This is a genomic window from Streptomyces sp. Qhu_M48 (genome assembly GCF_051305195.1).
GTDB lineage: Bacteria > Actinomycetota > Actinomycetes > Streptomycetales > Streptomycetaceae > Streptomyces.
This window is the reverse complement of the sequence record NZ_CP195432.1, coordinates 3,880,087-3,903,366: the sequence shown is the minus strand read 5'-3', so window position 1 is coordinate 3,903,366 and position 23,280 is coordinate 3,880,087. Positions and strand designations below refer to the sequence as shown.

Sequence of the window (23,280 nt, the reverse complement as noted above, 5' to 3'; positions counted from 1 at the left end):
GCCACGGAGGACACTCTCCGCGGCCCTCGAACCACCGGGCAGACCTCAGTCCCCGGCTTGTGCCCGCGCCCGGCTCCGCACCGTCATCGCCCGCAGCAGGCAGGCGAATCCCGCCGCGGCGAGGACCGCGCGGACCAGGTTCCACGTGACCCAGGGACCCTCGAAGGCGGCCCGGGCGGCGGCCGGATCGCTGGTCGCCGCGAGGGCGTCGTTGAGGGGGACGTTCACCGCCGAGGTGACCAGGAAGACAGCCACGCAGAGGACGGCACCGGCGACCGTCCAGATCCGGGCCCGGGTCGCGCGGTGCTGCCAGGCGGCCACCGCCGCGAGGACCGGGGCGGCGAAGAAGGGCGTGAAGAAGACCGGGTTCTGGATCACGTCGTTGATGTTCCGCATCACCTCGACGAAGACCCGGTCGTCACTGCGCGCGAGCGCGGGCATGACCGAGCAGACGTACGCGAACCACACCCCCGCCAGCACCCCGGCCGTCACCGTCGCTCCGCCGAGAACCGCCCCGGCACTCTTCCCACCCGCGTTCTGTGTCATGTCCCCATTCAAGTGGGGGCCGACTCGCGGAACCATGGTCGTGCGTCGCACCGGCATACGCCCGCGTCCAAGCCCGCGTCGCCCCGCGGACATCCCCGACTGGACTCCGCCCGAGCGGACCGACAAGGGGCATGCGCGTGGGGTGCGACGACGGGCCGCAGGTGGGCATGGGGTGCGACGGCGGGCCGCAGGTGGGGCATCCCGTACTACCGACACCCTCACCACCCCAGGGCCGGTCTACGTGTGCTCCCTGTGGCGGGCGGAGTCCCTCGCCCGTCTCCGTCGAATCCGATGCGCCGCTGTACGTCGGGGTGGGCCCTCAGACCTGGCCTCGCCAGGCGCCGGTCTCGGCGCCTCGCTCCTCGATGAAGTGCTTGAACCGCTTCAGGTCACCCTTGACCTGCCGGTCCACGATCCCGAGTCTGTCTCCGACGTTCTCCACAAGCCCCTCGGGCTCGACGTCCATCATCAGCGTCACCTGGGTACGGGAGGAGTCGATGGGCTGGAAGGTCACCACACCGGACTGCTCGGTCTCGCCCCCCACCGTCACCCAGGCGACCTTGGTGTCCGGAACCTGTTCGGTGATCTCCGCGTCGAACTCCCGCTTCACTCCGCCGATCTTCGTCACCCAGTGGGTAAGGGTGTCCGTGTGCTGCTCGATCCGCTCGACCCCGTCCATGAACTGCGGGAACGACTCGAACTGCGTCCACTGGTTGTAGGCGGTGGACACCGGGACGTCGACCTCGATGGACTCCTTCACCGGGGGCATGCTCTGCGCTCCTCTGCTGCTGTGAAGCCGGCCGATACGTGAAACCGACTGCGGGACTCTGTCATCGCTGCCCGCTGGAAACGCGCCTGCCCCGCCACGAGCGCCCTGACGCCCGAAGGAGCCCACTTCCTCCCCCGGTCGGTCCAACCAGAGGTGCCTCCAGCCGCCCGTCGCCGACGCCCGACGGGCGGCCGTGCGCACGAGGGTCCGCTGCGCCACCCGTCAAGGGGGCGTCGGCTGCGTCGGGGGGGGTGGGCAGCACCTCCCGGGTCGGTACGGCGCCTCCCCGCGAGGCCGATCGGCAGGGACACTGCCTGCAGAGCCTGAGCGTCTCGCGAGTGCGGGGCGGATGCCAGCAGAAGGGAAATGCCAGCCATGATCCTCCCCAAGGTCAGGGATCTCCGCTTCGTGACGATACGCCGGGGTGGGACCCTCACCGATTCGGATCACCGTCTCCTCGCCCTCTGGGCGGCGGCTTGCGCGGAGCACGTCCTCGACCTCTTCGAGTCGGCTCAGCCCGAGGACCCACGGCCGCGTCAGGCGATCGAGCATGCCCGCGCCTGGGTGCGTGGTGAGGTGAAGATGATGCAGGCCCGTGCGGCGGGCGGCCATGCGATGGGCGCGGCCCGGGACCTGCGTGGCGCAGCACGGCATGCCGCCTATGCCGCCGGTCAGGCCGGCGTCGTCGCCCATGTCGCCGCGCACGAGCTCGGTGCCGCCGCCTACGCGATCAAGGCCGCACGCGCGGCCGCGCCGACGGGCGAGAGCGCTGCCGCCGGGCGACGTGAGTGCCAGTGGCAGCGCGACCAGCTCCCGGAGGCGATTCGCGAGCTCGTACTGGACGACCAACGGTTGCGGAACGACATCTGCTGGTCGGTGTTCGACTGCTGAGGGCGCGTCGGGCGACGGCACACCATCCGTACGAGGCGGATCGCCGCCGCGGACGCGCACGGAGCGGTACTCGCCCTGGGCACCTGCTCGTTGACCACCCATACGGACCCCGTGGTGTACGGCGTGATTGCGAGGACCCCGGAGACCAGGGCGTTCTGGTGTTCGGGCATGGTTCGACAGCCGCTAGCATCCATACGGCCGAGACCGCCGAACAGCGCCGTCCTCGCTCTGCTCTCCGTACCTCCGAGCACAGGAAAGCGTGTGTCCGATCCGTTGACCGAGGATCCGCGTACCGCCGCGGTCGCCTCCGGCGAGAGCATCTCCCTCTCCGCCAGCCACAAGCAGGTCCTGCTGCAGGAACTCGGACCCGGCGAGGTCGTCCGGTCCGTCTACCACGACGGCTGGGGCTATGCCGTACTCACCAGGAAAGGCCTCATCCTCTTCCGGAACCTTCTGGCGCCCAAGGCGACCCGCGTGGCCGGGCCGCTGCGGATCCTCCGCCGCGCGCACGGCATGTTCGACTCCGTCGAGATCCTCGTCGACGGGAAGCCCCGCAAGCTGCACGGTTCGAAGCTCGATCCCAAGGGGGAACTGCTCGAAGCAGCGGGAGAACTCCTGCCCCCTGGTTCGGCACTGCGTCCCGGCGGTGGGAGACGATCCTCCGCGTGGATACGGCGGCACCCGGTTTCGGTGTGCGCCATGGCGGCCACGGTGCTCGTCGCCGGCTTGGGCGCAGGACCCCGGCAGGACGACGCCGTGGCGCAGGACGCAACGGTCAGCACGCCGGTCGTCCCGGACTTCCGCGGAGCCTCTTTGGCCGCGGCCGCCGCGCAGGCGCGCCGCGGTCAGTGGCGGGTGGCAGTGGCCGACGCCTCCTCCGCGTACCGGACGGTGACGGTCGCTCAAGCCGGCTGGCGCGTCTGCTTCCAGAGCCCCTCCGGCGGTGTGGGCGTGCGCCCGTCCGGCACGACGCTGACGCTCTACGCGGTGCCGGATCGGGAAGTCTGCCCGTCGCAACTGGACGGCACCCGGCGGGTGGTCATGCCCGGCCTCGTCGGCGAACGGTTCGACGCCGCGACGCGCGTACTCGAGACGCTCGACCTGGGCCGCGTGGTGCGCTTTCACGCACACACCGGGCAGCGGCTGGACGACAGGCCGCAGGACCTGGCGGACTGGCAGGTCTGCCGGCAGCAGCCGCACGCGGGCACCGAGGTCCCCACCACGACACAGGTCGACCTGTGGCTCATCGGCCCCGGCCTCTCCTGCACCACGCCCAGCCCGGCCCCGACGCCCAAACCCGAGCCGAAGCCCGAGCCCAAACCCAAGCCGGGCTCGCAGGCAACCCCGAAGCCGACACCCCGTCCTCAGCGTTCCTACGACTCCACTTCGGGCGGCGGTACGACGGGAGGGAGCGGCAGCGGCGGGTCGTCGTCCGGCGACCGAGACTCCGGGCGCGAGGGTTCATCCGGCGGCTCGGATGCCACCACCGGCACAGGCGGTGGCACCGGTGGCGGAGCCGGCGTCGGGTTCGGCCAGTTCTGCTCCCCCGTGGGAGCCACCGTGACAACCTCCGACGGACGTCCGGCGAAGTGCTTCATGGGCAAGGACGGCGCGGCCCGGTGGGGATACAACTCCGGTTGACGGGCCGAGTCCGGGACTGGGCACCCCTGTGCCACGCGTCATCTGCGCCGCACTCCCGGAGGCAGACCCGCGCCTCGGTCATGTCGCCGCCTTCCGGAGGCAGACCGGTGCCTCGGGCACGTCGCCGGCCCTTCGAAGGCCGGACTGGTCGCGCGTCCGGCCGTCTCCGTCGAGGCGCCGGGGTTCGGAGCCGGAGCCGGTGTCGCGGTGACCGCCCGGGTGAAGTCCGCGGGCGGTCACACCGAGCCTCCCTGATCCCGGGGTGGGACGTGCGTCAGCCGTCTTCCGGTGGATCCGAGGCCGGCGCGGTGTCCAAGCGGGCGGGGGCTCCCGCGCGCTTGGCCTGCAGCGCTGCTCTCGCCGCGGCGGCCTCCCTTTCGAGGCTCTTCCTCAGCAGGCGTAAGCGCGCCTCTCGCTCGGCACCGGTCAGGCCCGTGAGGCCCAGCCTCGCGTCACGCTCCTCCTGGGACATCGTGCCTCTCCCCCCTGCTCGGTCGGAGACCGCTCGGCTTCGATTCCGGCGCGGCCTCCGTACGTGGACCGTCGTCGTCTCCAAGCCCTTGGGCGAACCCGGCACAGGCACTTGGCGACGCGGTGGTCGTGCTGACCCGAAGTGTTCGTCAGCGGTAGTCGTCCGGGTGCCCCTGCATCCAGGTGTTGATCTGGTCACGCGTGCCGATCAGCAGGCTCTGATGCTTCTTCAGGTTCTCGAAGGAACGGTCGCCGGCGAGTTCCCCGTTGAGCTTCCCGATCAGTGCGATCGGCTCGGGGAAGTGCCCGGGGCCCTTCTTGTCGCCCTTCATGGCCCGGTCCATCCTCTGGAGCTCGTCGTAGACCCGCCCGAGGAAGTAGGGGCAGTTGCCCGGCGCGTCGCACGAGTCGTTCAGGGTTGCCTGGAGGCCGGCGAAGGCGTCCCGTACGAGCTCGACCGAGGTCGCGCCGGGGCTCGGGGTGGCGCCCTGCGTGCCCTCGGCCGGCCCGCTCCCGCCCGCCTCTGCCGTCGTCGGAGCGTCGCCGACCTCCTGGTCGGCCGGGGCCGTCGTGGCCGCCGGGGCCGTCGTACCGGCCGACGCGCTGGTGCCGGACGTGCCGGTTGTGCCGCAGGAGACGCTGAGCGCGGCCAGCGCGACGGCGACGATCACCGCGCCCCGCGTCGAGGACTTGAACATGGATCTTCCCCCTGGATCGATGAATCCGTCGACCCTACAGAAGGATCGGTGCTCGTGGCGGAAAGGGGGCCGACGGTGGGTGATACGCGGCTTCAGTCCTTTTCCACGGGTCGCAGGGTCACCAGGTCGGTGCCGTCGCAGTAGGTGAGGACCCCGCCGTGGTCGCTCTGCAGGAAGGCCTGGCAGGACGACTCACCCTCCCAGAGGGTGTGGTTCTCGTGGTCCAGCAGGAGGAGGCGGCGGCCGTCCTGCCAGACATGGCGTATGAGGGCCCGCGCGGCGGGGGTAAGTCCGTCCGGACGCACCGGCCGATCGGATTGGTCCAGGAGGCGGTCCTGGCGGCCCGCGGCGCGGATGATCTCGTCCATGGTGCCGTTCGTGAACACGTACTCCCCCGGTTCGAGCCGCCGTGTGGGGTTCAGGGTGCCGAAGTACGGGTGGGCGACCAGGGCACCCCTGGCGTCCGGCAGCACCAGCGTGAAGCCGACGGTCAGTGGGAGCGTGCGGTCCCAGCGGCATCCGGTGCTCGCGTCGCGCGGGGCCTGCGGCTGGTCCCAGGTGAAGGTGTGACGCCAGCCGCGGTCGCCGTCGGCGATGTCCCCGCGCCCGTCGGCGAGGACCGTGACACGGCAACTGCCCTTGGCCGGGGCGGTGGCCATGATCGTCCGCCCGCTCTCGTCGGAGATCCGGTCGACGCGGCCGGCGGGCGGCCGCAGTCCCTCCTTCTCGTGCGGCCGGCCGTCGTCCGGGTCGAGGGTGGCGATGCGGTCGGGGAAGACCAGGTAGGGCCGGCAACGGTCCGAGGCGGAGCGCCGTCCGACCGTGAACCCGTCGGCCCTGCAGCCGTCCAGGACCCGCACGTTCCCCGGCACCGTGCGCTCCCACGCACGTCGGCCCGACCAGGAGTCCAGGCCGGTCAGGCGGCACGACCCGGGGCGGCACCGCGCCACCACGACCTTCGCGAACCCGCTCTCGTACAGGAAGACCCGGCTGCCTTCCGGCAGGGCGTACCGCCAGGCCAGTCGGCCCTTCTGCTGGTCGAGCCCGGCGATCGCGCTCGGCCCCCGCCGGCCGTCGCGCCCGCCCACGAGCACCACGCGGTCGCCGTCGACCAGTGCGGAGTGTGCCGCGCCGGGTCGCTGTGAGGTCAGCGCGAACTCGGCGGGCAGGTCCAGTCGCCAGCCCGGGCGCTCCGGCCCCTCCCGCTGGACGAGCGTGCGGCCCTGGCCGAGGATGCCCGCTTCGCTGCTGTTCACCACCCAGGTGCCGTCGGGCCCCGGACGTACCGGCATCGGCACACGAGAAGCCTCCTCGGGAACCGACGAACCGTCACCGAACATCGGCGGCTGCGGGGCGAAGCAACCCGCGACCAGCAAGCCCATCACCACGACGACCAGCCCTCGCCACCAACGACGCCGCACCGCACCCCCATGCTCGGCCTTCACGCTAGCGCGTACGACGCGACGCGTACGCCCCATGGACCGTGACCGCGCGACGACCACAGGGCCCCGGGCAGGTGCCCGTGGTCCTGGTGTCACCTCGCGATCGTCGGGTCCCTCCTGTCCTCGACGTGTACGACATGGAGTTCGGTGCCGTCCTGATGGCGCTTCGCACGTCCGAGCATCCCGACCGCGATCTCCGACCGGTCCTGGGGCTCGTCAGGGCCGACGTAGGTGAGGACGTCGTCGTGGTGCCCGGTGACGACCCACCCCTCGGCGTCCTTGAGGTCGATCACCCCGAAGTCCCCCGCGGACGAACCGGCATGCGCCGGTCCGAACTCCCGAAGTATCTCGGCGGCCTGCTCGGCGAGCGTCCCCTCGGGAGCGGTCAGCACGACACAGGTGCCGTGCTCGAACAGCACCCACGACTTGCCGGGGTCGGCGAGAAGCCGCTGCCAGACCTCTGTGAGCATCTCGGTGTTCATGCCGGTCATCCTGCCGGAGGCCACTGACACTCGGGGGGGGGGAGGACGGCTCTCGCCCGCTCGCCCGGCAGGCCGGGGCGGGGCGCACCCCCGGCTGCCTGCTCCTCCCCACCGAGGGCGGGCAGACGCCGCGGAGGCGGGGCGCCTTCCGGGTTCACGATCCGTGCGCGCGGCGCTGCCCGGTCCGATGTGCCATGGTCGTCGGGGATCGCGCGGGCGCCGCGGATCACGGCTTGCGACGCCGGGCATGGCCTTGCCCGGCGACACGGCTCACTGCCGGGCGGCGATCGCGGCGGCGATCCGTGTGATGAGCGAGAGAGGGATCTCCCGGTCGTACGGGAACCGCACCCCGTCCTTGCCCGATCGGTACGGGCGCACTTCCTCTTCGAGCCCGCCGTCGAACGCCGGGACGGGATACAGGCCGACGTGGTGCTTCCAGCCCGCGAAGTGGAGGCCGTACCGCCCGGCGAGCATCACGGCCGGCATGCCGTAGCGCACGGTCTCGGCGCCATCGGGCATCCCGGCCCGCACGGCTTCCCGGACCTGCTCCAGGACTGTGCGCGTCTGCGGCTCGAACCCGTCGAGATAGGCATCGACCTCGGAGGAATCGCTCATGAAAGCCACGCTAGCGGGCGGCGGGGGTCTGCGCGGCGCGGACGGCGCGGTGCGGCGCGGACGGCGGGGGGCGGTGCCGGCCGGCGGGCGCGGCGCGGGTGGGCTGATGTTGCGCGGACGGCGGGCGCGGCGCGGACGGCGGGCGGCGGCGCGGACGGCGGGCGGCGGCGCGGGTCGGCCGGTCTCACCGTGCAGACCCACCCGCGCCTCGGCCCCGCCGCCGAGAACCTGGTCTGACCGGTCCCGAAACGGTGACCGCCCGGCGACAGGTCGAGGCCATCGCGGCAGCGCTGGGCCGGGAGGTTCCCTTCGCCGACATCAGCCGCCAGGACGCCCACGCCTGGATGGCCACGGTCTTCGGGGCCGAGGCCGCGGACGCGGTGCTCGACGTCACCGGCGGAGACGTGAACGACGAGCTGCTCACGGTGCGCGACACGGTCGCGCGGGTCACCCGTACCCCGGCCCGCACGTTCGAACAGTGGGCTTCGGAGAACGCTCACGTGTTCCGTTGAATCCCCTGCGCAGAGGCGGAGAAGGGGCGCGCCGAGCCCCCGGCCCACCTTTCAGGCGGCCCCACCGGACGTGCCGAGTTCCCGAAAGAAGGCGCGGATGTCGCCGACCAGGAGGTCCGGCACCTCCAGAGCGGGGAAGTGTCCGCCGCGGTCGTAGGAGGTCCAGCGCACGAGGGAGTCGGTGCGGGCGGCGATGTGCCGCAAGGGGATGAAGTTGTCCCGGGGGAAGTCCGCGAGCGCTGTCGGGGTGGCCGATGCCTCGGGCGGCAACCCGAAGTAGTCGGCGTGCGCCCGCTCGTAGTAGATGCGGGCGGCGGAGCCGGCCGTGCCGGTGAGCCAGTACAGCATCACGTTCGTGAGCAGCGTGTCCCGGTCGACGGGACAGCGGGGGTCGCTCCACTCCGTGAACTTCTCCCCGATCCAGGCGAGCAGCCCGACCGGGGAGTCGTTCAGCGCGTAGGCGAGGGTCTGCGGCCGGGTCGCCTGGATGTCGGCGTAGCCCTGGCGCTCGCGCGTCCAGACGCGGTGGCGCTCCCAGGAGGCGAGTGCGCGTTCACGCTCCCCCGGATCCAGCGCGGCCAGTTCGGCCTGCTGCGGCTCGGACGTGGCGCCTGCCCCGGGCAACAGGTTCAGGTGCACCCCGAGCACCCGCTCGGGGTGGATGCGACCCAGTTCGCGGGAGATGACCGCTCCCCAGTCCCCGCCCTGGACCCCGTACGTCCCGTATCCGAGCCTCTCCATCAGCGTGGCGAAGGCGCGGGCGACGCGTCTGTACTCCCAGCCCCGCTCGGTGGTGGGCCCGGACAGGGTGAAGCCGGGGATGCTGGGCAGCACGAGGTGGAATGCGTCGGCAGGGTCGCCGCCGTGCGCCCGCGGGTCCGTCAGGGGGCCGACGACCCGCTGGAACTCGACGAAGGAGCCGGGCCAGCCGTGGGTCATCATCAGCGGGGTGGCGTCCGGTTCGGGGGATCGCAGATGTGCGAAGTGGACCCGGGCCCCGTCGATGACGGTGGTGTACTGCGGCCATTCGTTCAGCCGCGCCTCGGCGGCGCGCCAGTCGTATTCCTCACGCCAGTACCGTACGAGTTCCTGCGTCTCCGCCAGTGGGAACCCGTAGTCCCGGCCCGCGTCGTCCAGTTCGTCGGGCCACCGCGCCCGCCGCAGCCGCGCCGCGAGGTCGTCGAGTTCCTCCTGCGGCACGTCGAGCCGGAACGAGGTGGGCTTTCCCCCAAGATCTTCCATGCCTCCACCATGCCAGTCGCCGGTCGGACGCCCTGCCCCGCCCCGAGGCCACGACCAGGGTCGGCGCCGTTGACCTGCGCGGGCCGGGGGCGACCTGCCGTCGCGTGGCCGCGGCCGGTGCCCTACAGCGGGCCGGCGCCACCCGTGTGTCCGTAGTGCGAGGCCACCCGATCGCGGTAGGCGATCACGTCGAGGTCCTCCTCGCGGTGGAACTCGGGGGCGTGCTCGATCTGCTTCTTCGTGAGGTCCAGGTGGATCCGCTCGTCCTCCGCGTCGATACGCGAGATCGTGTTCGCGGGCAGGAGGACCTCCTTGCCGAAGATCCACACACCCGTGTCGACCACGAGGTAGGCGTCGTCCACCTCCTCGGAGTGCTTGTCGACCTTGCCGATGCTGCCGTCGATCGCCTCCACCTTGTAGCCGGTGAGGTCCGTACCGACGGCATAGTTGAAGGACGGCCGGTAATTCCACGCGTTCTCAGTCACGTACGAAACAACTCCTGATCCGGAATCGGCGGCGGTCTCCCTGAACGGGGCTCGGACTTCCGACCTTCTTCATGCCGGCCCGGGCCCTGTACGTCGACCACTCCCCTACGTGCCTTCGCGTGCCCCGTTCCGCAATCCGTACACCTGGGGCCCTGCTCACGGTGGCTCCGGGCGGCCTGCCGGGGCGGCCGGGTCTCGGCTCCGCTGGGCGAACCTGCGGTGTGGCCCGCCCGAACACCGGCGGCAGTCGCCGCCCCGTGCGGCCCGACGCCGCCGCGAAGTTGATCGCGGTCAGGGCTCCATGGTCACCTTCCCGACACCGGCCACCACCCCGCGGGCGTATCACCACCGTCAGCGGCACCACCCATCTGAACAAGACCCACGACGCGTCCGGCACGAGGCTCGATGAGATCCGCCGTGCACGACTCACCGGACGACCACGCCCTGAGAAGCGACCTCTCGGTGGACGGACACATCCGGTCAACTGTGGGACTGCGTGGGCGCGGGTGTGTGGACGAAACCAGGCGGGTCACGGGGCGAGAAGGGCCAAAGCCGCACCGAGGTGTCGTCGCCGCCTGTGGCCAGCCTCTTCCAGTCGGGGGTGAGGGCGACCGGCATGGAGCCCAGTCCTTCGGCGACCTCAGCCTCGCCGGTGACGGTTCGGGTCGCGGTGGACCACAGGAGCAGTTTCGTGGATCCGTCGGCGTAGGCGACGGTGGCGATCGCGCCGCCGTCCGGACCGGGCATCACCCAGTTCGGAATCACCCCCGAGGACGCCGAACTGCTCACGAACGGATGGTCCGCCATCCGCACCGCAGACCTCGACGTCCTGCGCTGCTGCGCCCTACGCCCCTGAACGCCCTGCTCGCCGCTGCCGGACTCCGGGCCGGTCTTGAGGACTCGGAGGCGCTGCTCGATGATCCGCACTGGGTGGTTTGGCGCGGCCGAAGACCGCAGGCGTACAGGGCTGCCTGAGGCACGCACGTGCCGAGGGTCGCGGGCAGGGCACGTGCCGCGCCGCGACGGCTGCGGGGCCCTTGAAGGCCAAGCCCGTTCGAAGCGCGGCACGGTGCTGTACACGGCCTCAGGTCGTGCCCTCCGCCCTCGCCGATCTCCCGAAGCAACCTGCTTCGGCACAGGTGCAGTTCGGCAAGCAGGCGCGCCAAGCCGGGACCGTACTTCGGATCGGTGCTCCCCCACGGCCCGTGCGCACGTCAGCAGTCGTGGGCCATCCGGAGTTCCGGCAGGTGGCGAGCGCCGAGGAGGCTCTCCCGGATCCGGGTGAGGCGCGCGTCGTCCACGATTGCGAGGCGCATGGCCGGTAACCACGGACGTCCCCACAGCACGCATCGCAACTCTTCACGGCATTCATCCCACCCGGCCTCGAAATCGTGGCAGAGCGGCCTGTCAGCACCAGGCCGCCTGCTCAGATCACTTGGGAGGGACCTTGTGGACGCTCGTGTCGTCGGGGCCCAGCCGTCGCCCGTCCGCAGACAGCACTTCCAGTTCGCGGAGGCGATGTCCCTGTCGGCGGTCGACCAACTCTGAGTGCGGTTCGCCGGGGGCGAAGAAGTTCTGTTCGCCCCACTGTCTCAGTGCCACGATGACGGGGAAGAGCGCGTTGCCCTTCGGAGTCAGTACGTACTCGCGGTAGGCGCTGCCGTCCGAGGCGGGGACGGATTCGAGGACACCTCCGGCGACCAGGGTGCGCAGACGCGCCGTGAGGATGTTCTTTGCCACGCCGAGGCTGCGTTGGAACTCCCCGAAGCGCCGACTTCCGTCGAAGGCGTCCCGCACGATCAGCAGGGACCACCAGTCGCCGATCGCGTCCACCGACCGGGCGACGGGGCATTCACTGTCGTCGAAGCGCGTCCTGGTCACCATGGCGTCCCTCTCTCTCACGACGGTTGCAACATGCTACCAATAAAGTTACCGTCATCACTGGTTGCAAGATGAGACCAGATGAGCTGAGGAGTGCTGATGTCGGGCGACGGTAGGACTGCGACACGACGAATCGGGACCCGAAGCGGGGAGGGTTCCCCGCCCGCCCCGCCCCGAGGCGTCTTCATCCTGTTCGCCGTCGCCTGTGGGGCTGCGGTGGCCAACGTCTACTTCTCCCAGCCGCTGCTGGTGACCATGGGGCACGACCTCGCCATGAGCCCAGCGCTTGTCGGCAGCGTGGTCACCCTCACGCATGTCGGATACGGGCTGGGGCTCTTCTTCCTCGTGCCACTGGGCGACGTGGCCAACCGCAGACGGCTCATCGTTGCCCAGTTGCTGCTCCTCGTTGCGGCGCTGGTCGCGGTGTCCGTCGCCCGCACGGCAGCGGTCCTGCTCGCGGGCATGGCTGCTACGGGGCTTCTCGCGGTCGTCACGCAGACCCTGGTGGCCTTCGCCGCGTCGCTGGCCCCTCCCACCGGGCGCGGACGGGTCGTCGGTCTGGTCACGAGCGGCGTGGTCATCGGAATCCTTCTCGCCCGCACCGCATCGGGCCTCATGGCCGATCTCGCGGGCTGGCGCTCCGTCTACCTCGCCTCGGCGTCGCTCACCGCTCTGCTCGCCCTGGTCCTGTACCGAGTGCTGCCACGCCACAGCGACGCCGCGTCGGCAACCTTGCGCTACGGACAGCTCCTGCGTTCCACGATCACCCTGTTCGCTCGGGAACGACTGCTACGCCTCAGGGCCCTGTTCGGTCTGCTGATCTTCGCCGCCTTCAGCACCCTGTGGAGCAGCATCGCGTTGCCGCTCAGCGAGGCTCCGTACTTTCTGTCTCACAGCGCGATCGGGGCGCTGGGGCTGATCGGCGTCGTCGGCGCGCTGGCCGCGACCGCGGCGGGCCGCCTGAACGACCGCGGACACTCTCGGCGGACCACCGGCATTGCCCTGACACTGCTCGCCGCCTCATGGCTGCCCTTGGCCTTCACCCGCAGCTCGCTCTGGGCCCTGGTCGTCGGGGTGATCCTTCTTGATCTCGCCGTGCAGGCGGTCCATGTCACCAACCAGACCCTCATCTACACCCTGCACCCGGACGCGGGCAGTCGGCTGATCGGCGGATACATGGTCTTCTACTCGATCGGCAGCGCCACCGGCGCCATCGCCGCGACTTCCCTCTACACGGTGGCCGGCTGGGGCGCCGTATGCGCGCTGGGCGCGGCGTTCAGCTGCCTCGGACTCGCACTGTGGGCGTTCACCCGGCACGGCACCCCGGCGCCCGCCGCCCACGTGACCTCTCAGAGCGAAGCCCGAGCGGTCTCGCTGAACGTTGAACGCTGATTGACGCGAGCGAGGGGTCGCCTCAGAGCCCGGCCTCACTCACGTCGGTAATCAAGAACCTGGGTCACGCCTCCGTGTTCTCTCCCCCCTCGGCCCCTCCCCTTCCCACCAAGGCCGCCGCTACGGCTACGGCTACGGCCGGAACGGCGGCTCCGAGAACGCGTGTCGGCGTCCCGGACTCGGTCGTGCCGACGAGCAGCAGCGGGCAGCCGTCCGCGCCCACGTACAGGGCGTCGATGAGGCCGCAGGTCGGGTCAGGCCCTTCCAGAACAAGGCGTGAACGAGGGCCGGGGGGATCGGCGAGCCGGCCATGGCGGCGGTGTGGGAAGCGGAGCAGAGGACGCCCCAGGCGGGCAGGAGGCCTGCGGGTGCCGAGAGCTGGTGTACGGGGCCGCGCCCCTCGCAGCAGGGAGTTCTGAGTCGGGTCCCGACCGGTCCCTGTCGTACCGGGAAGAAACAAGCGGCGTATGTCTGAATCCTTCGTCGACCTGGCACACATCAGTGCGCTGACTGTTGGAGAGCGCGTCCAGCACCTTGGGACGCGCTCTCCAGGCGGTCACCTGCGAGGACTGGAGATGCTGCTCGGGCCGGCGTCCAAGCCGGTGCGGGCGCTCGTCGGAGGGCGGCCCGATGTCGCCGAGCGGCTCCGGCGCCGTGACCATGCCCGTTCCGCACCGGACCGGACTTCGACTCCGCCACGTCCGGCGCTCCGCGGACTCCCACGGGACCCCGCGGTTCGCATCCCCGCGCCGTACGCCCACGGTGTCGGGATTCTGTCTCCGTGCCAGCGGTGGCAAGCCGGCATCGCCGCTACAGAGCGGCGCCAAAGAGCTACCTGCCTCCGGGTCGTGCTCCCCGGACATCCCGGACATCCCGGACATAGCCCGCCACCTGCGACGACGTCCGCGTCACAGGCATCGACCGGGGTACGAGGCGCCACGCCCACCACGGGCTCATCAGTTGTCCGTCCGCCTTCCGGGAAGCGCCGGAGCGCCACCGTCGGCACGACCGGGTCCCGGGCTGCCTGTGGATCGGCTTGGCCGTGAACCCGGCACGCGATCCACGACGGCACTGATGGGGTACCGCTTCCCTAGCCCGGCCTTCAGACCATACTGGTCGGGCCCCGATCGCCTACTGAACGGTTCCATGGCCAAGAACAGCACCTCATCGACCACCGCCCCCGATACCGCCTGGCTCGGGCGTGGGCGTCACCTCGGGCCCGAGCCCGAGCGGGACGTCCGGCGCAACCTGCTCGCTCTCAAGGCGGCCCGGGTGATCGACGACTTCCTCGACCTCGACCCCGTCGAGGCGGCGCGCTCCACCGACCTGTACCCGCGGGACGAGTCCGCCGACCCCGGCCCGTCCGCCCGCCGCCTCTTCGAGGCGCGCTGGCGTGTGGCCGACGACGTCACGGTGCGTGCGCAACTGACCACGTACGAGCCCGAGTCCCGCCGACCGAAGAACGAAGGTGTCACCTGGGTCCTCGCCGCCGAGGCCGAGCGGGCGTGGGAATCGAGCTGGCCCTCACCAGCCACCGTGTTCTGGCCCGACAGCGACCAGATCCCATGGGACGAGACGGTTCCGGACGTGCGTCTGCGGACGACGAACCACCTGCCGAAGGACGACGACGAGTTGCGCCGCCTGCTGCGGGCCTGTACCCGGCAGAGCTGGTTCATCCATGTCGTGGTGCACGAGGCGATGACGCCGGACGCCCTGGGGCGCCGGCCGATCACGGCGTTCCTGCCCCCGAGCCTGCGGCACCGGGTGGTCGAACACCGGGCCACGCCGGAACAGGCGCTGATCGCCGACTTCGTACTGAAGCGTGAGCTGGGTGTGGGAATACCGCGCGGCGGCGCCGTCATCCTGCCCCCGACACCGCAGGTGCCTGGCTACGACGCGGAGCACTTCACGATTCGCGACGTCTTCCTGGACGGCACGGAACCCACCAAACTCCTGGACAAGATCAAGGAGTTCGCCGCACTCCCCCAGCCACTTCCGGCCGACGCCGAACAGGTCCTGACGCGGCTGCGCCAAGGCTGGCACCTGCTCACCCCCGCGGAGGAACTGGTCCACGCACAGGCCATGGTCACCAGGTACGCCAAGGCACTCGAAGCCATGACAGCATCCTGCGACCTGTACCGGGAGGCCGCCGAGTCGGCGCTCGACGCGCTCGCCGAGGCGAACAGCGGCGCTGGCGTCCCCCGGACGGCATCACCGGCGACGGCAAAGGAGGACTCCTCGCCGTGGAAGAGCCTCGCGAAGACACTCGGCCGCCTTCGGGGCCCGAACCCCCAAGCGCCGGATACGGAGGTCCAGCAGCGTCCTCACGGCCAGTGAGACGGCCAGAACCCGGGGTCTCAGCAGTCACCGACAGCGAGGCCCCCATGGGCGAGGTCGACCACGTGGACGATCTGGCCTGCGGTGGCGAGGACCCTCCGGCCAACCTGATCGTGCTGTGCCCGAAGTGCCTTGCGGTCAAGTCCCGCGCGGCAGAGCTGCCTGAGGTCGGCACGGGGCCTCCAGGGGTATCGCCGTTCCGCCCTCCAGGCTCACCACCACAGGTCGGCCGCCGGGCGGCCTGCGGCAGGGGGCCCGGTTCATGCGGCAGCGGGACTCGCCGGGACGCTGCGGAGCGGCGTCGAGCCACCGTTCCGGAGTGCCGTCGTGCGGCCGGAATACGCGCCGAGCCAGCTCCCACGCGCAACGGTCTCACCCTCCGGCGGGGCCGTTTCGCATGTCGGTGTGCGAGTGGGCCGACACCTATCTCTGACTCGCTGGTGCCGCTCGTTCGCGGCGATCACGGACATGGCGACTGCTCCGGGTGTCGTAGCGGCTCAGTTGCCAGTCCCAGGTGCCGTTCCTGGAGCGCGTCCAGCACCAGTACCTGTCGTCGCTGCCGACAGGTACTGAGGGCCGTTGGGGAAGTTCGTGGTCGAGGCGCCGTACTCGCAGAAATCCTTCTGCCTCTCGGCCGTGCAGCCGCATGGTCTTGGGTGGTGCCGTGGATAGCGTAGTGTTGGACCTACCGACGCGGGGTGGAGCAGCTCGGTAGCTCGCTGGGCTCATAACCCAGAGGTCGCAGGTTCAAATCCTGTCCCCGCTACTGAAGTGATACGAGGCCCGGATCCTGTGGATCCGGGCCTCGTTCGTGCACCCGCACGTCGCCCTGAGGCTACCGGGCGTCGCGCCGCCGACGCGCGCGCTCGAACTCTGCGACATCCGAGATCCAGGGGCCGTGCTGGTCGAGTGCGACGCATCCGCCGCGGACGAAAGCGCTCACCAGGGTCCGGTACCCGCCGATCCCGTCGACCAGGCCGTACTCGACGCGGTACTCCGGCTCCGACCCGCCCACCCCCTCGCGCAGCGTCGTGATCCGGGCGATGGAGTCCGCGTAGAAGTGGAGCTGGATCCCTTCGCCCCTCTCCTCGTCCTCGATGGTGAACACCTCGTTGTCCGAGGCAGTGCGATCGCCTACGAACTCCCAGAACTCCGCAGTGGCAGTTCGGGGACCGTCCTGCAGCCACTTCTTCTCGACGCCCTTGTCGTCGGTGAACGACAGAGCCGTCTTTCTCGTACCCCCGCGGAAGTCGGCGCGGCGGCCGGCAGTCTCCTCGTCATCCTCCATGGGCGTGTTCCTGGAGCGGTTCGCGGCCTCCGAGCACATCAGGAAGTTCACGGTACGCACCGCGTCGTCGACGAGCTCAGGGTGTGCACGGCGCACGGCCGCTTCGACCGTCCTCTCCATCCGAGTCCAGTCGCTCTTGTCCGTGGCGCGCTTCCCGCGTCGCGGATCGCGGCCGATCCGCATCCCGGCGCACGCCTGCTCCGCGGTGGCGATCACCCGCATGACCTCGGGCAGCAGCGCGGGGTCGACCGCATCGGGCATCCGCCTCGGAACCGTCGAGCCGTGCACATACTGACCCGTGTACCGCAGAATCGCGGCGTCGAGCGGGCCGAGCACTGATCCGCGCTCGGCGCGACGGCGATCCGCGTGGTACTCCTGAGCTCGTTTCACGTTCGACGTCTCGGTCGCCGCGCGCATCGCCGCCCATACCTGACCACGCTCAAGGAGACCGATGTCGGCCCCGTGGGCGACGAGTCGGCTCCTGTCCCACCGGACGCGTCGGAAGAGCGCGTCGACGTCCGCGGGCGCGGCAAGCAGGATCGGGTCCAGGAGTGCGACGGCAGCGTTCTCGTCGAGCTTGCCCCGGGTTCCGGCAGCGTCGCACAGCGGAAGGACCGCACTCCACAACAGCAGGTGCCTGGCCAGGTCCTCCCGGATGACCGCAAGATGGGCTTCGCTGATCGAGAACGTGAACGTGCGAGGCTCGTGGTTGGCGTCGGCCCCGGCACCGAGCATCAGTTTCAGCTCGCCGGTCTCGCGGATCACCTTCGGGATCCAGCCGCTCGTGCGCGTGAAGACGATGTCTCTCATAAACTCAGTCTTTCCCCGGGTGGCACCGGCCGGCATCCCGGTGATGCTGCAGCCCCGCCCCGCGCCATCTGTTCACGACCACCGTGCGAATTCAACGTCGAGGCGTGGGTCGGTGCGAACCCAGACTTCGCCCCCGGCGGCCTCGGCCGGGGCGTCGGCTCGTTCGATCCCGAGGAACTCGATCAACGTGAGCAGTTCGGCTCGTTCGGCTCGGTCATCGTCGACACCATGCGAGTCGAAGAAGACGTAGTACTGGTCGCTCGGGTCCACACAGCCCGAATCTCCCCAGATCCGAGCGACTTCCTCGATGGCCGCTGCTTCCGTCGTGATCGTGGCGGCGCGGGCGGCTCCGCGAGTCTCCGGTGACGCGTCGAGGTCGGAGAGGTCGGAGAACCACTGGCCGAAGCGGTCGAGGCCGGCATATCCGTTCTCGAAGAACAGCATCGCGCTCGGAAGGTAGCGATTCCCCCTGTCGACCTGGAGGTATTCCGATCGGGGTCGGTCCGCATCTTTGATCCGGGAGATCACACCTTGCCCGGGCATGAGTACCAACCTCTGCCCCGACGCCTCGTCATTGATCGTGTAGGTGTCAGAAACTCGATCACGGAAGAACGCAGCGAACGCTACGTAGGCTTCCTGAGGGTCGCCCACGGAGACCTGTTGGTCGTTGCCGTCACCGACAGCGAAGACGAACTGTTTCGGTCCGGGGTTGTAGGGGCGAGCCATATGCGTCCTTCTTTCACGTGTAAGAGTTCCACCAGCGTAGGCAGGTCAGAACGGACGTACCGAGGGAGGCCCTCACGCGGGCCTTCACCGTGCCTTCCAGCGGTCGGTGACGAATTCGGTGGTGTGGTGGAGCACCCTCTCCGTCGACGCCACGGCAGGGAGCCAAGGCCGACGGGCTACCCCTCTCCGGGAAGATCCGATCCCGGCTGACTCCGCTGGTCCACGAGCCCATCGACTTCCACGGCCGCCATCCGATCGTCCTCGGCCACGGCGACGGGGCCTGCGGGAACTGAGGCCAGCTGGACCAGCCCTGATCGTGGAGCGCGGCACCGGACCGTTGCCGGTGACCTTGAGGAGCGCCGCCGACACCTCTGCCCGCTCGGGGCCGGCTCGGCGGGGTCCTTCGGCATCCGCGGAGCCATCGGGACCTCCGCCGTGATCGATCGTGCTTCCATCGCCGTCTCCTCCACATCGCTGGCGGCCGGCGCGTTCCTTGCACGGCCGGTTGACGTCCGTCACCGCTTTGACGGATCGGAACGAAAGCCTGTGGCAGGTCAGCGAGAACGAATGTCCGGCCGAGCGCTTCGAGGAGCGCCGCTCCCAGCTGCGGGCGGTCGCCCACCGGGTGCCGGGCTCGATCAGCGAGCCCCGACGATGCATCAGAGGAAGCCGCATGGCGGATCGGAGACGAGCACCGGGCCCAGCTCGACGTGCCCGGCTCCACCGGCCTGCTCGCCTAGAACCTCCCCCTGCGGCGGCACGCAGCCTGCGCCTGAGGAGACGGTCGAGGGTGCGCCTTCCCCAGCCCGGCTCTGAGGGCTTCCGCCCACTCCGTTCCGGCCGTTGGCCGCACCCCTGTGCATCGGCGGCCTATTGCCGTACGCAGCGCGGACCGGAACCGGTTTCGCGCCGGTTGGCCGGCACGTGGCACAGGTGCGGCGCGAGCGTGCCCCTGGACCGGGTTCGTAAAGCCCGTTGCCTCTACCGCTCCCGGCCGCACATGATCGGAGGGCTGTCGCGAAGCAGCAGTGGCGTCCCACGCCGCGTACCCGTCGACCGCCACCGCATCTGATCAGCCTTCAGGAGGACCGGGATGCACAGTCTGCCCTTCCCCAAGCCGGGACGCTTCTGGCGAGGGAATCTCCACACGCACTCCGACCGGTCCGACGGTGCCCTGTCTCCCGAGGCGACGGCGCGGTACTACCGGGACGCCGGATACGACTTCCTGGCCGTCACCGACCACTTCCGACCCGAGTACGGGTTCCCGCTGACGGACACCACTCCGCTTCGCGCGGGAGGATTCACCACTCTGCTCGGCGCCGAGTTGCACGCGCCGCGTACGGAGGCCGGTCCGTCGTGGCACATCGTCGCCGTCGGGCTCCCGCTCGACTTCGCACCGCCGAAACCGGAGGAGACCGGGCCCCAACTGGCCCGCAGGGCACGGGCCGCCGGTGCATACGTCGGCATGGCCCACCCGGCCGCCTCTCTCCTGAGCATCGCGGACGCCGAAAGCCTGGACGCCGCCCACGCTGTGGAGGTCTACAACGCGCTCGCCGCTCGGGAGGACCGCGGGGACAGCTGGCACCTGACCGATGTGCTCCTCAACCGGGGCCACGCGCTGCACGCCTACGCGGCCGACGACGCCCACCTCCAGCCTCAGGACCCACCGGGCTGCGCGGCCTGGGTCCAGGTCCGCGCCGAGTCCCTCGATCCGGACCGGCTCCTGGCGGCTCTCAAGGCGGGGCACTACTACTCGTCCACCGGCCCCGAACTGCTCGACGTCAGCCTGACGAGCGACCACATCACCGTCCGTTGCTCCCCCGTCCGCAAGATCCTGATCACCGGCGGCGCCCCCGGGGCCCAGGTCGTACAGGGCAAGGGCCTCACGGGCTGCACGCTCCCCCTGGCCATGTTCCATGGCGGATTCTGTCGGGTCACGGTCGAGGACCACACCGGCGGACGTGCCTGGAGCAACCCCGTCCACCTGGTGCCCACGGCGGCCGCCGACACGAGGTGACACTCTGCGCACGGTGGGCCTGAGCGGTCGGGGGACGATTCGGGCGGGGGTGCGACCGGCCTTGGGGGGTACGTGGTGGGGTGTGGGTGATCCGAGGGGCCGCCGTCGGTGCGGCCGACGGAGCGCGGGAGTACGCGGGTGCGCTCGACGGTGGTGCTGTCGGCAGATGGCACGGTCCCGGGTCCGCCGGGCTCCGTCGGGTGCCACCGGGCGTCGCGACGGCGCTGTTTCCCGCGTAGTTCAGTACCGTACATAGCAGCCGTTCCGTACCGTGCGGAGCGCCGGAAGGGACTCTCGATGGCCGGTCTGAGGCTGGGCCCGCTCCTGCGACACGTGGACTGGGAGTCGGGCACGAGCGCGACGGTATGGGTCGAGACGGACCGGGCGTGCACGGCAGAGGTCCGATGCCCGGACGGTGCCGGTGGATCGGCTCCCACCTTCTCCGTCGCCGGCCACTACTACGCCCTGGTGGTCGTGACCGGTCTCGCCCCCGGGTCCGCCACACCGTACGAGGTGCTGCTCGACGGCGAACGGGTGTGGCCCCTCGCGGACGCGCCCCAGCCGCCCAGCACCATCCACACGCCGTCGGTCCCGGCGACCGACGCGGTGGTCGCCTTCGGCTCGTGCCGGTGGGCGGCGCCCGCCGCGGGCAAATCCGATCCGGTGGGCCCCGACGTCCTCGACACCCTCTCAGCCCGGCTCGCCGCCGACCCGGAGGCCGAGCGTCCGGACGTTCTCCTCCTCCTCGGCGACCAGGTGTACGCGGACGAGACGTCCGCCGAGACCCGGGCCTGGATCGCCCGGCATCGGCGGGGCACCGACTCCGCCGCCCCACCGGACCAGGTCGCCGACTACGAGGAGTACACCCACCTCTACGACGAGTCCTGGGGCGATCCCGAACTGCGCTGGCTGCTCTCGACCGTACCGACCTGCATGATCTTCGACGACCACGACGTCATCGACGACTGGAACACGAGCGCCGCCTGGGTGGCCGACATGCGGGCGACGCCGTGGTGGCACGAGCGGATCACCGGCGGGCTGATGTCGTACTGGGTCTACCAGCATCTGGGGAACCTGTCCCCCGCCGAGCTCGCCGAGGACAAGCTGTACGCGGCGGTCGTGGCGGCGGACGACGGCACCGAGGCGCTGCGCGCGTTCGCCGAGCGCGCCGACGCCGACCCGGCGACGGTGCGCTGGAGCTACCGCAGGGACTTCGGCCGCACCCGGCTGCTGATGGTCGACACCCGGGCCGCACGGGTCCTGGAGGAGCAGCACCGGTCGATGCTGGACGCCGAGGAGGGAGCCTGGCTGCGGACGCAGGCGTTCGACAACCCCGGCGGCGTCGACCACCTGCTGGTCGGAACCTCGCTCCCCTGGCTGCTGCCCCCTATGGTCCACTTCGCCGAGAGCTGGCACGCGGCGCTGTGCCGGGGCGAGCGCGGGCCGCGCTGGGCACGCTTCGGCGAGTGGCTGCGCCGACGCGCCGACCTGGAGCACTGGGCGGCGTTCACCACGTCGTTCGAGAGGCTGACGGAGACGGTCGCCGAGGTGGGGAGGGCCGACGCAGCCCCGGCAACGGTGTGCGTGCTTTCCGGGGACGTACACCACGCGTATGTGGCGGAGCCCGTCTGGGCCGCGGGGAAGCAGCCACGCTCCCGCGTCTACCAGTTCACCTGCTCGCCCCTGCACAACTCGGTGCCCGCGGCCATGCGGGTCGCGTTCCGTTTCGGCTGGAGCCGCTTCGCCAAGGGGATCGGGCATCTCCTGGCCCGCCATGGCCGGATCGCGAGGCCGGCGGTCCGTTGGGAGCGCTCCGGTGGACCGTGGTTCGGCAATCAGCTGATGACGCTCACGCTGCGTGGGCGTACGGCGCGACTGCGGTTGGAGAAGGCCTCGGCAGGTGCGAAGCGGGGGCGCCGCGGGACGGACCGTTCGGGAGCGCGGCTCGTGGGTGTCCTCGACCGGAGTCTGACGGAGAGGAACTGACGCTCCGCCGGGGGGCTCGGCCCGCCTGCTCCATCAGGCCCAAGGTGGCGAGCCGCCTGCGGGGGCCGCGCCCCGCGAGCTCAGCGTGCCGCCGAGCGCCCCGACAAGGGTCCACGAGCTCTGAACTGGAGGGGGTTCGGCTCTCGGCGAGGCCGTCGGGGCAGGGCCCGGCCTCGGTCCTCCAGCGGACATCGACCGGCTCCGACGCCGCATTGTCGCCTTGGAGGACGAACTCCCTTACGTCTCAGGTGAGTCGGTGGCACGAACCGAGGAACCCGAGCCAGCCCGGGCAGCCCACCGCGGAGTGACTCGCGCCCCGGGCGTCTGACGAGCAGACCGACATCTCAGCGGCCTGGAGTCGGCACGCTCGACGGGTGCCACTCCCGCCTGAGCAACCCGTAAACCCACGAGTCGGATACCTCGCCGTTCACGACGCAGTCTTCCCGCAACGTCCCTTCCCGCACGAATCCGACCTTCTCCAGTATCCGGGCGGATGCCTCGTTGCGCGTGTCGGCCTCGGCCTGGACTCGATTCAGGTCAAGGGTGTCGAATGCCCACTGCAGCAGGGCGTGCGCGGCCTCTGTCGCGTAACCGAGGCCCCACATCGCGTCGTCGAGGCAGTAACCCAACGACGCACTGCGGTAGTCCGGGTCCCATCCGGTCAGGCCGCACCAGCCGACGAAGGCACCGTCAGAGGCACGGTCGATGGCCACCCGCGCCCCGGTGCCCTCGTCCTCGATCTTCCGGCACATCGCGATGAAACGATCGGCGCGGGCAGGTTCGGTCCAGGGTGGGGAGTCCCAGTAGCGCATCACATGGGTGCTGCTGTGCAGAGCGAAGAGGGGGGCCGCGTCCGCATCGGTGACAGGCCGGAGTCGCAGGCGGGCGGTGTGCAGTATGGGGGTGGCCAATGTCATGCGCACCATCTTGTGTCCTCGTGGGGCGGGAAGGACACCGAATTCTTCAGGGCGGATGCTCCTCACGGCAGCACGGCCCGCCGCCACGGACGGTGTCGGCGAAGACCGACGGGTCAGTACCCAGGTCCCTGG

At 70.6% G+C, this 23,280-nt stretch carries 19 protein-coding genes, 1 tRNA gene and 1 pseudogene; 8 read left to right on the top strand and 13 right to left on the bottom strand.

What is annotated here, in order from left to right; translation table 11 throughout:
* Positions 1 to 45 precede the first annotated feature (45 nt).
* Positions 46 to 546 (bottom strand): DUF1772 domain-containing protein, encoded by a 501-nt coding sequence (locus tag ACRRSS_RS17815; protein ID WP_435972116.1) that lies wholly within the window; start codon positions 544 to 546, stop codon positions 46 to 48.
* 319 nt (positions 547 to 865) lie between these two features.
* A complete protein-coding gene (locus ACRRSS_RS17810) occupies positions 866 to 1,315 on the bottom strand; it encodes an SRPBCC family protein (protein WP_435972115.1) in 450 nt (149 codons plus the stop codon).
* A gap of 375 nt (positions 1,316 to 1,690) precedes the next feature.
* Here ACRRSS_RS17810 and ACRRSS_RS17805 point away from each other — a divergent pair, with 375 nt between their 5' ends.
* Both ACRRSS_RS17805 and ACRRSS_RS17800 read left to right on the top strand, forming a co-directional pair.
* Positions 1,691 to 2,206 carry a putative immunity protein gene (locus ACRRSS_RS17805; protein WP_435972114.1) on the top strand — a complete coding sequence of 172 codons (516 nt, stop codon included), beginning with the start codon at positions 1,691 to 1,693 and terminating at the stop codon, positions 2,204 to 2,206.
* A gap of 261 nt (positions 2,207 to 2,467) precedes the next feature.
* Positions 2,468 to 3,847: a hypothetical protein gene (locus ACRRSS_RS17800; RefSeq protein ID WP_435972113.1), complete on the top strand. Its 1,380-nt coding sequence runs from the start codon at positions 2,468 to 2,470 to the stop codon at positions 3,845 to 3,847.
* 620 nt (positions 3,848 to 4,467) lie between these two features.
* Here ACRRSS_RS17800 and ACRRSS_RS17795 read toward each other — a convergent pair.
* The 4 genes from ACRRSS_RS17795 to ACRRSS_RS17780 all read right to left on the bottom strand — a co-directional run bounded on the left by ACRRSS_RS17795 (position 4,468) and on the right by ACRRSS_RS17780 (position 7,555).
* Positions 4,468 to 5,016 carry a hypothetical protein gene (locus ACRRSS_RS17795; RefSeq protein WP_435972112.1) on the bottom strand — a complete coding sequence of 183 codons (549 nt, stop codon included), beginning with the start codon at positions 5,014 to 5,016 and terminating at the stop codon, positions 4,468 to 4,470.
* Positions 5,017 to 5,108: 92 nt separating this feature from the next.
* Complete coding sequence (locus ACRRSS_RS17790) at positions 5,109 to 6,308, bottom strand: outer membrane protein assembly factor BamB family protein (protein WP_435975363.1); 1,200 nt, start codon at positions 6,306 to 6,308, stop codon at positions 5,109 to 5,111.
* A gap of 242 nt (positions 6,309 to 6,550) precedes the next feature.
* Positions 6,551 to 6,940, bottom strand: a complete 390-nt coding sequence (locus ACRRSS_RS17785; RefSeq protein WP_435972111.1) for a hypothetical protein — start codon at positions 6,938 to 6,940, stop codon at positions 6,551 to 6,553.
* A gap of 270 nt (positions 6,941 to 7,210) precedes the next feature.
* Positions 7,211 to 7,555, bottom strand: a complete 345-nt coding sequence (locus tag ACRRSS_RS17780) for an iron chaperone (RefSeq protein ID WP_435972110.1) — start codon at positions 7,553 to 7,555, stop codon at positions 7,211 to 7,213.
* Positions 7,556 to 7,782: 227 nt separating this feature from the next.
* Here ACRRSS_RS17780 and ACRRSS_RS17775 point away from each other — a divergent pair.
* Positions 7,783 to 8,067: pseudogene (locus ACRRSS_RS17775) on the top strand (capsule biosynthesis protein CapD); the annotation flags it as partial.
* A gap of 51 nt (positions 8,068 to 8,118) precedes the next feature.
* On the opposite strand, the gene ACRRSS_RS17770 reads toward ACRRSS_RS17775, so the two are convergent.
* The 4 genes from ACRRSS_RS17770 to ACRRSS_RS17755 all read right to left on the bottom strand — a co-directional run bounded on the left by ACRRSS_RS17770 (position 8,119) and on the right by ACRRSS_RS17755 (position 11,678).
* On the bottom strand, positions 8,119 to 9,309 hold the full coding sequence (locus ACRRSS_RS17770; protein WP_435972109.1) for an epoxide hydrolase family protein: 1,191 nt from the start codon (positions 9,307 to 9,309) through the stop codon (positions 8,119 to 8,121).
* Between the two features lie 122 nt (positions 9,310 to 9,431).
* Positions 9,432 to 9,794: a PRC-barrel domain-containing protein gene (locus ACRRSS_RS17765; RefSeq protein WP_435972108.1), complete on the bottom strand. Its 363-nt coding sequence runs from the start codon at positions 9,792 to 9,794 to the stop codon at positions 9,432 to 9,434.
* 480 nt (positions 9,795 to 10,274) lie between these two features.
* Positions 10,275 to 10,583, bottom strand: a complete 309-nt coding sequence (locus ACRRSS_RS17760) for a hypothetical protein (protein WP_435972107.1) — start codon at positions 10,581 to 10,583, stop codon at positions 10,275 to 10,277.
* Between the two features lie 642 nt (positions 10,584 to 11,225).
* The gene (locus tag ACRRSS_RS17755; RefSeq protein ID WP_435972106.1) at positions 11,226 to 11,678 is read right to left on the bottom strand and encodes a winged helix-turn-helix transcriptional regulator; all 453 of its coding nucleotides are present in this window, start codon (positions 11,676 to 11,678) and stop codon (positions 11,226 to 11,228) included.
* Positions 11,679 to 11,774: 96 nt separating this feature from the next.
* Between ACRRSS_RS17755 and ACRRSS_RS17750 the strand changes: the two genes are divergently transcribed.
* The 3 genes from ACRRSS_RS17750 (at position 11,775) to ACRRSS_RS17740 (ending at position 16,170) form a co-directional block, all read left to right on the top strand.
* Positions 11,775 to 13,067, top strand: a complete 1,293-nt coding sequence (locus tag ACRRSS_RS17750; RefSeq protein ID WP_435972105.1) for an MFS transporter — start codon at positions 11,775 to 11,777, stop codon at positions 13,065 to 13,067.
* 1,146 nt (positions 13,068 to 14,213) lie between these two features.
* Positions 14,214 to 15,404: a hypothetical protein gene (locus ACRRSS_RS17745; RefSeq protein WP_435972104.1), complete on the top strand. Its 1,191-nt coding sequence runs from the start codon at positions 14,214 to 14,216 to the stop codon at positions 15,402 to 15,404.
* A gap of 692 nt (positions 15,405 to 16,096) precedes the next feature.
* Positions 16,097 to 16,170 (top strand) — tRNA-Met (locus ACRRSS_RS17740).
* A gap of 69 nt (positions 16,171 to 16,239) precedes the next feature.
* Here ACRRSS_RS17740 and ACRRSS_RS17735 read toward each other — a convergent pair.
* The gene (locus ACRRSS_RS17735; protein WP_435972103.1) at positions 16,240 to 17,502 is read right to left on the bottom strand and encodes a DUF6357 family protein; all 1,263 of its coding nucleotides are present in this window, start codon (positions 17,500 to 17,502) and stop codon (positions 16,240 to 16,242) included.
* 72 nt (positions 17,503 to 17,574) lie between these two features.
* Positions 17,575 to 18,228, bottom strand: a complete 654-nt coding sequence (locus ACRRSS_RS17730) for a hypothetical protein (protein ID WP_435972102.1) — start codon at positions 18,226 to 18,228, stop codon at positions 17,575 to 17,577.
* A gap of 1,093 nt (positions 18,229 to 19,321) precedes the next feature.
* Here ACRRSS_RS17730 and ACRRSS_RS17725 point away from each other — a divergent pair.
* Positions 19,322 to 20,245, top strand: coding sequence for a CehA/McbA family metallohydrolase (locus tag ACRRSS_RS17725; protein ID WP_435972101.1), 924 nt, complete (start codon positions 19,322 to 19,324; stop codon positions 20,243 to 20,245).
* 297 nt (positions 20,246 to 20,542) lie between these two features.
* The gene (locus ACRRSS_RS17720; protein WP_435972100.1) at positions 20,543 to 22,231 is read left to right on the top strand and encodes an alkaline phosphatase D family protein; all 1,689 of its coding nucleotides are present in this window, start codon (positions 20,543 to 20,545) and stop codon (positions 22,229 to 22,231) included.
* Between the two features lie 344 nt (positions 22,232 to 22,575).
* Here the strand turns inward: ACRRSS_RS17720 and ACRRSS_RS17715 are convergent, their stop codons facing one another.
* Positions 22,576 to 23,148, bottom strand: a complete 573-nt coding sequence (locus tag ACRRSS_RS17715; RefSeq protein WP_435975362.1) for a GNAT family N-acetyltransferase — start codon at positions 23,146 to 23,148, stop codon at positions 22,576 to 22,578.
* Positions 23,149 to 23,280: the final 132 nt, after the last annotated feature.

Coding starts and splice junctions, on each gene's coding strand:
- ACRRSS_RS17815 (WP_435972116.1), bottom strand. CDS start 546: ATGACACAGAACGCGGGTGGGAAGAGTGCCGGGGCGGTTCTCGGCGGA.
- ACRRSS_RS17810 (WP_435972115.1), bottom strand. CDS start 1,315: ATGCCCCCGGTGAAGGAGTCCATCGAGGTCGACGTCCCGGTGTCCACC.
- ACRRSS_RS17805 (WP_435972114.1), top strand. CDS start 1,691: ATGATCCTCCCCAAGGTCAGGGATCTCCGCTTCGTGACGATACGCCGG.
- ACRRSS_RS17795 (WP_435972112.1), bottom strand. CDS start 5,016: ATGTTCAAGTCCTCGACGCGGGGCGCGGTGATCGTCGCCGTCGCGCTG.
- ACRRSS_RS17790 (WP_435975363.1), bottom strand. CDS start 6,308: ATGCCGGTACGTCCGGGGCCCGACGGCACCTGGGTGGTGAACAGCAGC.
- ACRRSS_RS17785 (WP_435972111.1), bottom strand. CDS start 6,940: ATGAACACCGAGATGCTCACAGAGGTCTGGCAGCGGCTTCTCGCCGAC.
- ACRRSS_RS17780 (WP_435972110.1), bottom strand. CDS start 7,555: ATGAGCGATTCCTCCGAGGTCGATGCCTATCTCGACGGGTTCGAGCCG.
- ACRRSS_RS17770 (WP_435972109.1), bottom strand. CDS start 9,309: ATGGAAGATCTTGGGGGAAAGCCCACCTCGTTCCGGCTCGACGTGCCG.
- ACRRSS_RS17755 (WP_435972106.1), bottom strand. CDS start 11,678: ATGGTGACCAGGACGCGCTTCGACGACAGTGAATGCCCCGTCGCCCGG.
- ACRRSS_RS17750 (WP_435972105.1), top strand. CDS start 11,775: ATGTCGGGCGACGGTAGGACTGCGACACGACGAATCGGGACCCGAAGC.
- ACRRSS_RS17745 (WP_435972104.1), top strand. CDS start 14,214: ATGGCCAAGAACAGCACCTCATCGACCACCGCCCCCGATACCGCCTGG.
- ACRRSS_RS17735 (WP_435972103.1), bottom strand. CDS start 17,502: ATGAGAGACATCGTCTTCACGCGCACGAGCGGCTGGATCCCGAAGGTG.
- ACRRSS_RS17730 (WP_435972102.1), bottom strand. CDS start 18,228: ATGGCTCGCCCCTACAACCCCGGACCGAAACAGTTCGTCTTCGCTGTC.
- ACRRSS_RS17725 (WP_435972101.1), top strand. CDS start 19,322: ATGCACAGTCTGCCCTTCCCCAAGCCGGGACGCTTCTGGCGAGGGAAT.
- ACRRSS_RS17720 (WP_435972100.1), top strand. CDS start 20,543: ATGGCCGGTCTGAGGCTGGGCCCGCTCCTGCGACACGTGGACTGGGAG.
- ACRRSS_RS17715 (WP_435975362.1), bottom strand. CDS start 23,148: ATGACATTGGCCACCCCCATACTGCACACCGCCCGCCTGCGACTCCGG.